The following is a 7,816-nucleotide window of genomic DNA, read 5'->3' as shown; positions in this document are numbered from 1 at the left end:
TATATAATTCAATAATTTGAATAATTTATATGTATAGCTGATATAGCTATATTTAATTGCTATCTTAAATAATATTATTTTAATAATTGCTTTTGGTACTTGTTTTCAGTGTAAACTGAAAACAAGTTAGAGCATCAATGCTGTACAACTTTAAAATGGAATATGTATTTCCAGTGAAAACAGATTGTTATCAGCAACTTTTATCTAATTAAGAGAGCTAGATAAACAAAAATCATTTAGAATAACTAGTATTAAATTTAGATTAATGTCAAAATAACATTGATTTTTGTAATTATGTGCAATTTTACAATATAAACCTACTTTATTTATTTATCTCCGCCAGTAGCATTAACGCGGTAGTAAATCCCAGGATCCTTGCATTATGGCAATAAGTTTTTTAGATAAAACCGACCTTAAAATCCTGCAAGTTTTACAAGACAACGGTCGTCTTAGCAACGTTGAACTATCCGAACGAGTAGCTTTATCGCCCTCGCCTTGTTTGCGCCGGTTAAAACAACTGGAAGAATCTGGTATTATCCGCCGCTATGCAGCCCTGCTAGACCCGTGTAATGTTGCACTTGGTTTACAGGCATTTATCCGTGTACGTGTTAATAAAAGCAAGCAATCCCGAGATGAATTTACTCTGGCAGTGCAACATTGGCCACAAGTGTTAAACTGTTTTGCACTTACCGGCGAAACAGATTATATTCTTCAGGCATTTTTCTCCGATATGAATGCTTTTTCCTATTTTGTACTTGAAACACTATTGGCCACACCTGGAGTGGAAGATGCCAGATCCAGTTTTGTGTTAAAAGAAATCAAGGCTACTACTTCATTACCGCTAGAGCATTTGGATATCAGCCAATAGCAGCAATAAGAAGCGCAATAGCATGATTGATAGCAATTTTATCCATTCATCGATTCAAGCCAGACTGCTGTATCTGCAATCTCAGGCGCAATAAGGGTTTATGACTGTAATTTCTAATGCTGATGAAAATATTATTGCAGCCTGTCGCCACTGGCTGGAACAGGCTGTTATCGGCCTGAATCTTTGCCCATTTGCCCGAAAGCCCTACAATTTAAACAGGCTTCGATTTACACTTAGTCATGCCAGACATCTGGATGCATTTCTCGAATTACTCGAACAGGAAATCCTGCTGTTGCTGCAAACCCCAGCAATTGAAATTGAAACCACTTTAGTAATTGAGCCACAACTATTCACTGATTTTGATGTTTTTCTGGATGCGGCAACACTAGCAGAGCAGGTACTACAGGATGTTAATGCAGATGGCACCATACAGATAGCCCCCTTCCACCCTGATTTTCAATTTGCCGATGAACCACATAATGACATCAGTAATTATACTAATCGCAGTCCCTATCCTATTTTGCACCTGATTCGGGAAAGCAGTATTGATCAGGCTGTTGCCGCATTTCCTGACGCTGCAACCATTTATGAACGCAATAAAGCACTATTACGCCAGATGGGTGCTGAAGGCTGGGCAAAGTTGGGAATAGAATATCCGATGCGAAAACAAAAATAGCATTAAGCTGTAGCACAAGAACACATCAGGCTTTGGTCGAATATTTACTTATCTACAAAATCACAGCAACTTATATTTTTACATTTATAAAGTGTAGCTAATAACATAATACCCTTAGCCCTCAATCATCTTCAATAACAGCTATTCAAACCAGCAAGCAATTCTTCAACCTTGTATGGTTTTATTGTTAAAATCACTGCTGTTTAAATAAAATAGAATATAGAATGCCGCCGGTTAAATCTCATTATTTACAGCCAGCCATTTCATTGTTACGCCAGAATGGTCAAATATTACAGTTGATAGCCGTAGTCATCTGTATTTCTACTCCCTTACCTGCGCTGGCTGCCAGTCTGCCTGTTAGAGAATTAAGCCTGTGGTGGTGTATTCCCTTTGCCGGTACGCTGCTATCCATTGCTGTGTGCCCAATTCTGCTGCCAAATCTATGGCATTCACATAGCGGTAAAATTATTACTCTCTGGTGTGGTTTATTTCTGCTGCCTCTAAGCTGGCACTATGGTGTATCAACCAGTATTTCTCTCACAGTACATGCGTTACTAGAGGAATATATTCCTTTTATACTTTTGTTGCTGGCGTTATATACCCTGTCTGGCGGCATTGTAATTCAGAACATTGGCACTGGCAGTGTCAGACTGAATGTTTCACTTCTGGCTACAGGTACGTTGCTGGCTGGCCTGATGGGAACAACCGGCGCAGCCATGCTGCTTATCCGGCCATTATTGCGTGCCAACGCACAACGGCATCATCGTACTCATGTTGTCGTATTTTTTATTTTTCTGGTAGCTAATATTGGTGGCGGATTAACGCCACTTGGCGATCCGCCGCTATTTCTGGGCTTTCTGAAAGGCGTTGGTTTTCAATGGACCTTAGGCCATATGTTATTACCAGTACTGGTTAATACTCTGATTTTACTGTTGCTATTCTTTTGTATTGATTCCTATTTATGGCACCATGAACCAAAAGCCACATTGGTAGCACAACAAACCACACCCTCGTTAACTATTCAGGGCAAGGCTAATCTGGTGCTATTGCTTGCCGTAACAGGCGTAATCCTGTTTTCAGGCATATGCAAAAATACACCTGTGTGGCATGTTTACGGAATTGAGATTAGTCTGCTCGCATGGTTACGTGATGGTTTACTGCTAATAATTACCTTATGTGGACTGAAATTAACACCACCCAAGTTGCGTCAGCAAAATGACTTCAATTGGGCGCCGATGCGGGAAGTGGCTAAACTGTTTATCGGGATTTTCATTACCATTGTACCCGTGATGGCGATACTGCAACTAGGCGTAGCGGGCAATTTTCGGGCACTGGTACAACTGATTCAGCACAATGGTGAACCGGTAAATGCACTCTATTTCTGGATGAGCGGGTTATTGTCGGGCTTTCTGGATAATGCGCCGACCTATCTGGTGTTTTTTAATCTTGCCGGTGGTGATGCAGGGCTACTAATGCAGTACTTTCCTAAAACATTACTGGCTATTTCCATGGGGTCAGTATTTATGGGCGCGCTCAGTTATATTGGTAATGCACCCAATCTCATGATAAAAGCCATTGCCGAGCAACAATGTATTACCATGCCAGGCTTTTTTGGCTACATGGTATGGTCTGCAGTTATGCTTATCCCGCTATTTTTGCTGGATACATTACTGTTTTTTTAATTTATTTGGAAGATAAGCAGCCAATTAGGTCGATTAGTTATGCAATTATTAAAATACCTGCAAGCACAGGGTTTGGGCAGTCGCAAGCAATGTCAGGCATTAATTGCCGATGCTGCCGTACAAATTAATGATATGGTCTGTACTGATACACGCATGGATATTGATCCACAGACTGTGAGTAGCCTGAAAATTGATGATGTAAATCTGACACCGGTACCTCTTCCCCATTTTTATATTCTCTTGCATAAACCAGCCGATTATGAAACTTCACATAAGCCGCAGTATTATCCAAGTGTTTTCAGTTTATTGCCAGAACCCTTGCGCCACCTTGATATGCAGGCTGTCGGCCGGCTCGATGCAGACACAACTGGCGTGCTGATTCTGACTAATGACGGCCAGTTTAATCATCGCTGTACTTCCCCCAAGCACAAGCTGCCAAAAATTTATCGGGTTAATTTGAAGCATGCGGCAGACGACAAGCTGTGTACTGTTTTAAAAAACGGGGTACTGTTACATGACGATAATGAAACAGTACAAGCTGAAGCTGCCGAACTAATCGACGCCCATACTCTGCTGCTAACCATCACATCAGGTAAATACCATCAGGTTAAACGCATGGTTGCCGCTGCCGGTAACCGTGTTATTGCCTTACATCGCTGCGCCTTTGGTTCATGGCAGGCTGACGATTTACCCATCGGTGGCTGGCGTTTTTTTCAACCAGAATCTGACCAAATGTAACATGCACAATACTGATCTTATTTTCCAACTGATTAACATCATAGGAACAGTTGCATTTGCTGTGTCTGGCTATCTGGTTGGTTTTCGTAAAAGACTGGATATTCTTGGTGTAGTGATTGTGGCTTTGCTTACTGCGGTAGGTGGCGGGATGATGCGCGATGCTCTGGTTGGTCATATTCCCATGATTTTTAAAAGCAATACAGCATTGTGGACTATATTTATTACACTTTTATTGTCATGGGTGTTTCATTTACAATATCAGCGTCATCGAGCTCTGGCCATATGGTTTGTGGTAGCCGACGCACTGGGATTGGCGGCGTTTAGTTTAACTGGTGCGCAGGTTGGGCTGGCGCTGGAATTAAACTGGTTTGGCGTGGTTACACTGGCATTTGTAACCGCGGTAGGTGGCGGCATCCTGCGCGATATTCTGGTCAATGAAGTGCCCATTATTCTGCGCAGTGATATCTACGGCACGATTGCCATTTTACTCGGCCTACTATTATGTCTGCTGGATCACTGGAAAATGGTTACGCCATGGAGTATTAACCTGCTGTTTATCAGCGGGGTACTAAGCCGTTTACTCGCTTATCATTACAACTTTACTCTGCCGGGATTTCAAAAGAAGAAAAATTACAAAATATAACAAAACTATAAGAACTTTCGCTGCAAAAAACAGTCTAAGTCATTAAGATAATGTCCATACGCAATAACAAGCGTATAACACAAAGATTTAAAAAGCTTTTCCAGTATTCTCTTGTCGAAACGTTATTTTGGCCCTCTGCTGCTTCTCCCCTTGGCACAGAGGGTTCTTTTTATCCTAAATTTATATCGGCTAAACTATATTTTTGAAAACAATTTTACCTGCCTATATTAATAAACAAATAGTTATCCATATTACTCTATCATTGTCAGTAAAATTTTTTACTGTATTTCTGCCAAGGTTCAAACAATAATCACTTTTATACCGCACTCAATGAATAAATTTTTTACATACAAAATGTGTATTTTTAATCGCAAAAGCAACCATGAAACCGTAAAATAGCTTAAATAAGGAGTATTTTTTTGCTTGAAATCTTATTTTTCAGCGCTATGTACAGTAAAGTTAGTTTTAACATATTAGATATGGAAGTATCCAAGTGATGGACAATCGAAAATTACGTTATATTGCTTCTGCGGTTATTCTCAGCCTGACTCTGAGTCCACTAGCTGAAGCCAAACGAGTTGGTGGCGGTAGTAATCGCGGTATGTCGCGTTCTAACTATTCCAGCTCATACAACAATAGCCCATCTTATCAATCCAGCCGCAGCAACTATGCCAATTCCTCCTCAAGCCGGCTTGGCGGGGGTAATAATGCGGGCATGTCGCGCTCTTATTCTAATTCAGGACGTAGCGACTATCGCAACAGCAATCAGAATAGTTATTCCAACCAATCCCAGTCACGTGGAAACAGCACAGGCCGGATAATCGGTGCGGGCGTAGCTGGTGCTGCTATTGGTGCACTGGCTGGCCATGCAATGGCTAACCATAATCAGCAGCAACCAGGTGCGCCGGCAGCAAGCACTGAAGCCAATTACAACGATTCCAATACTGGTGATGCAGCAGTTAACCCTTCTGCTAATGCCGATCAGCAATTGGCACAACCACAACGTAAAAGCGGGTTTAGCTGGATATGGTTACTGATTATCGCACTTGGTGGTTTTTATCTGTATCGCCGTTTTGCCAGCAAAAAAAATAATCAGGCAAATACACCTTACAGTAATCATCAGAATTCCAGTGATTTCACTTCTCTCAATAATAACAGCAATAGTAGTCGTACCAATATATTTGGTCAGAATCTTGCTGCTAATGGCAATACGATGCAAACCAACATGTCAGGTATGGCAGACGGAAGTAATCTGGAGGCATTCCTGCGCTTTGCCCGCCAGCGCTTTAATCATGTGCAATCAATGAATAATGCTTCCAATCTGGAAGAAATCCGCCGTTACTTTACACCAGATATGTTTGCTGATATCCGTAATGATATTATCAACAATCAGGATACTGCCGAATTTAGTGATCTAAATGCCGATCTTGTAGACAGTACTCAGGAAAACGGCCAGTACATTGCCAGCGTTCGCTTTAGCGGTTTAGTAAGTGAGGAGCTGGGCAGTGCACAGCAACCATTCAGCGAAGTATGGCATTTTGTCAAACCTGTAGGCAGCCAGCAAGACTGGTTAATCGCCGGCATTCAGCAGGATTAATTATTCTCTACCGGTAGATTACCAATATTCTGTTATGCTACTACCAAACAAAAAGCACTGATTCAATCAGTGCTTTTTGTTTACATCAGAAAGCTTTGCGGATATTAATACCTGTACTGAAAGCACGTTTAGGCGAGGGTTCAAAATAACGCCCATTACTGTCATTTACAATTACAGAACCTGCATAACGCCGATTAAACAAATTATCAATGCGTGCATAACTACTTAGTGTCCACCCTCGATGAACCCATTCATAACCAATATTGGTCGATACCAGAGCATAGGCAGATGCGTAATCACTATTGTTGTCATTCACGTATATTTTATCCATATAGCGAATATCCATTCCCCCCAGCCATCCCTGCTGCGGCTGCCATTGCAAACCGAAATAGAGCTGGTTTTGAGCCACGCCAGGAATTTTATTTCCTTTGCGGACAGCTACAGCCTTACCCAAAACCGGTATATCACTGTCAAATTTGGCATCAACATATGAATAACTGGCTCGCGCCTGTAAATCCTGCCACAACGTCTTTTGCCAGTCCAATTCAGCGCCATATCTTTTGGTTCGGTCAGCATTACGAAAAGTACTGCGGCCGCCAGCTGACACTGCAGAAACAATATCATTATGGGTTTCAGTGTGAAAAACTGTCGCTGAAAACACCCCCCATTGCTGGTCAAATTTCAGCCCTGCCTCCACCGTGTTATTACTAGAAGGCTTAAGGTTGAGATTAAAACCGGCCTGAGCATCAGGTCGATACGCCATTTCAGTAAAAGTGGGCGTTTCAAAACCCTTGCCATAAGCAATATACGCAGCCGCATCATCACGGAAATTCCAGCTCAGAGCAATACTGGGTAGTAATTTATGGTAACGCAGATTACCGCTATCATCACCATTAGCCAGATAATGGTCTTGCGACTTAAAATGCACATCACTATAGCGCAAGCCACCATCTAAATGCCATTTAGGCAGAAAACGCCAGGAAAACTGCATATACGGATCTAAATTGTAGTAGTCTTTATTTAATCTGACATTTAGTGTATTTTAAACCAACAATGGAGTGTCAGTAATGAATCAATCTGCAAAAATAATTAAACCTAAATTAGGACTTTTAGAACTCGCTAAACAGTTAGGTAACGTTCAGCAAGCCTGTAAAGTCTTGGGGTATAGTCGCGACAGCTATTATCGCTTCAAAAAACTCTATGAACAGGGCGGAGAATTAGCTCTTCAGGAAATAAGTCGCAAAAAACCTATAGAGAAAAATCGCGTAGAGCCTCATATTGAGCAGGCTGTAGTTAATATGGCTTATGAATTTCCAGCTTATGGCCAACATCGGGTTGCTAATCAGCTACGTCTGCAAGGAATAATGGTCTCTGGCAGTGGTGTACGTTCAATCTGGTTACGCCACGATTTAGAAAGCTTCAAAAAAAGACTGATCGCTCTGGAAACAAAAGTAGCTCAGGAAGGGCTTGTGTTAACAGAAAGCCAGCTACAGGCTTTAGAGAAAGCGAAAGCAGCGCGAGAGGCACAGGGTGAAATTGAGACCCAGCATCCTGGATACTTATGCGCACAAGATACATATTATGTTGGTCATATTAAAGGGATTGGGAAAAT

7 protein-coding genes and 1 pseudogene are annotated in these 7,816 nt (G+C 41.6%); 7 read left to right on the top strand and 1 reads right to left on the bottom strand.

The window, feature by feature from the left end; translation table 11 throughout:
• Positions 1-382: 382 nt before the first annotated feature.
• The 6 genes from BGI33_RS07195 to BGI33_RS07170 all read left to right on the top strand — a co-directional run bounded on the left by BGI33_RS07195 (position 383) and on the right by BGI33_RS07170 (position 6,204).
• Positions 383-868: an Lrp/AsnC family transcriptional regulator gene (locus BGI33_RS07195; protein WP_100090582.1), complete on the top strand. Its 486-nt coding sequence runs from the start codon at positions 383-385 to the stop codon at positions 866-868.
• Positions 869-968: 100 nt separating this feature from the next.
• Positions 969-1,544: a DUF1415 domain-containing protein gene (locus BGI33_RS07190; protein WP_100090581.1), complete on the top strand. Its 576-nt coding sequence runs from the start codon at positions 969-971 to the stop codon at positions 1,542-1,544.
• A gap of 224 nt (positions 1,545-1,768) precedes the next feature.
• A complete protein-coding gene (locus tag BGI33_RS07185) occupies positions 1,769-3,226 on the top strand; it encodes a sodium:proton antiporter (protein WP_100090580.1) in 1,458 nt (485 codons plus the stop codon).
• A gap of 39 nt (positions 3,227-3,265) precedes the next feature.
• Positions 3,266-3,964: a 16S rRNA pseudouridine(516) synthase gene (locus BGI33_RS07180; protein ID WP_100090579.1), complete on the top strand. Its 699-nt coding sequence runs from the start codon at positions 3,266-3,268 to the stop codon at positions 3,962-3,964.
• Between the two features lies 1 nt (position 3,965).
• Positions 3,966-4,607, top strand: coding sequence for a trimeric intracellular cation channel family protein (locus BGI33_RS07175; RefSeq protein ID WP_100090578.1), 642 nt, complete (start codon positions 3,966-3,968; stop codon positions 4,605-4,607).
• Between the two features lie 496 nt (positions 4,608-5,103).
• The gene (locus BGI33_RS07170) at positions 5,104-6,204 is read left to right on the top strand and encodes a Tim44 domain-containing protein (RefSeq protein ID WP_218965160.1); all 1,101 of its coding nucleotides are present in this window, start codon (positions 5,104-5,106) and stop codon (positions 6,202-6,204) included.
• An 85-nt stretch (positions 6,205-6,289) separates the two neighbouring features.
• Here BGI33_RS07170 and BGI33_RS07165 read toward each other — a convergent pair.
• Positions 6,290-7,213, bottom strand: a pseudogene (locus BGI33_RS07165) (TonB-dependent receptor domain-containing protein); the annotation flags it as partial.
• A 58-nt stretch (positions 7,214-7,271) separates the two neighbouring features.
• Between BGI33_RS07165 and BGI33_RS07160 the strand changes: the two are divergent.
• On the top strand, positions 7,272-7,816 hold a 545-nt coding region (locus BGI33_RS07160), incomplete at its 3' end, for a helix-turn-helix domain-containing protein (RefSeq protein WP_144235394.1).

The organism is Snodgrassella alvi (genome assembly GCF_002777425.1).
Taxonomy (GTDB): Bacteria; Pseudomonadota; Gammaproteobacteria; order Burkholderiales; family Neisseriaceae; genus Snodgrassella; species Snodgrassella alvi_B.
This window is presented reverse-complemented; position numbering and strand designations above follow the sequence as displayed.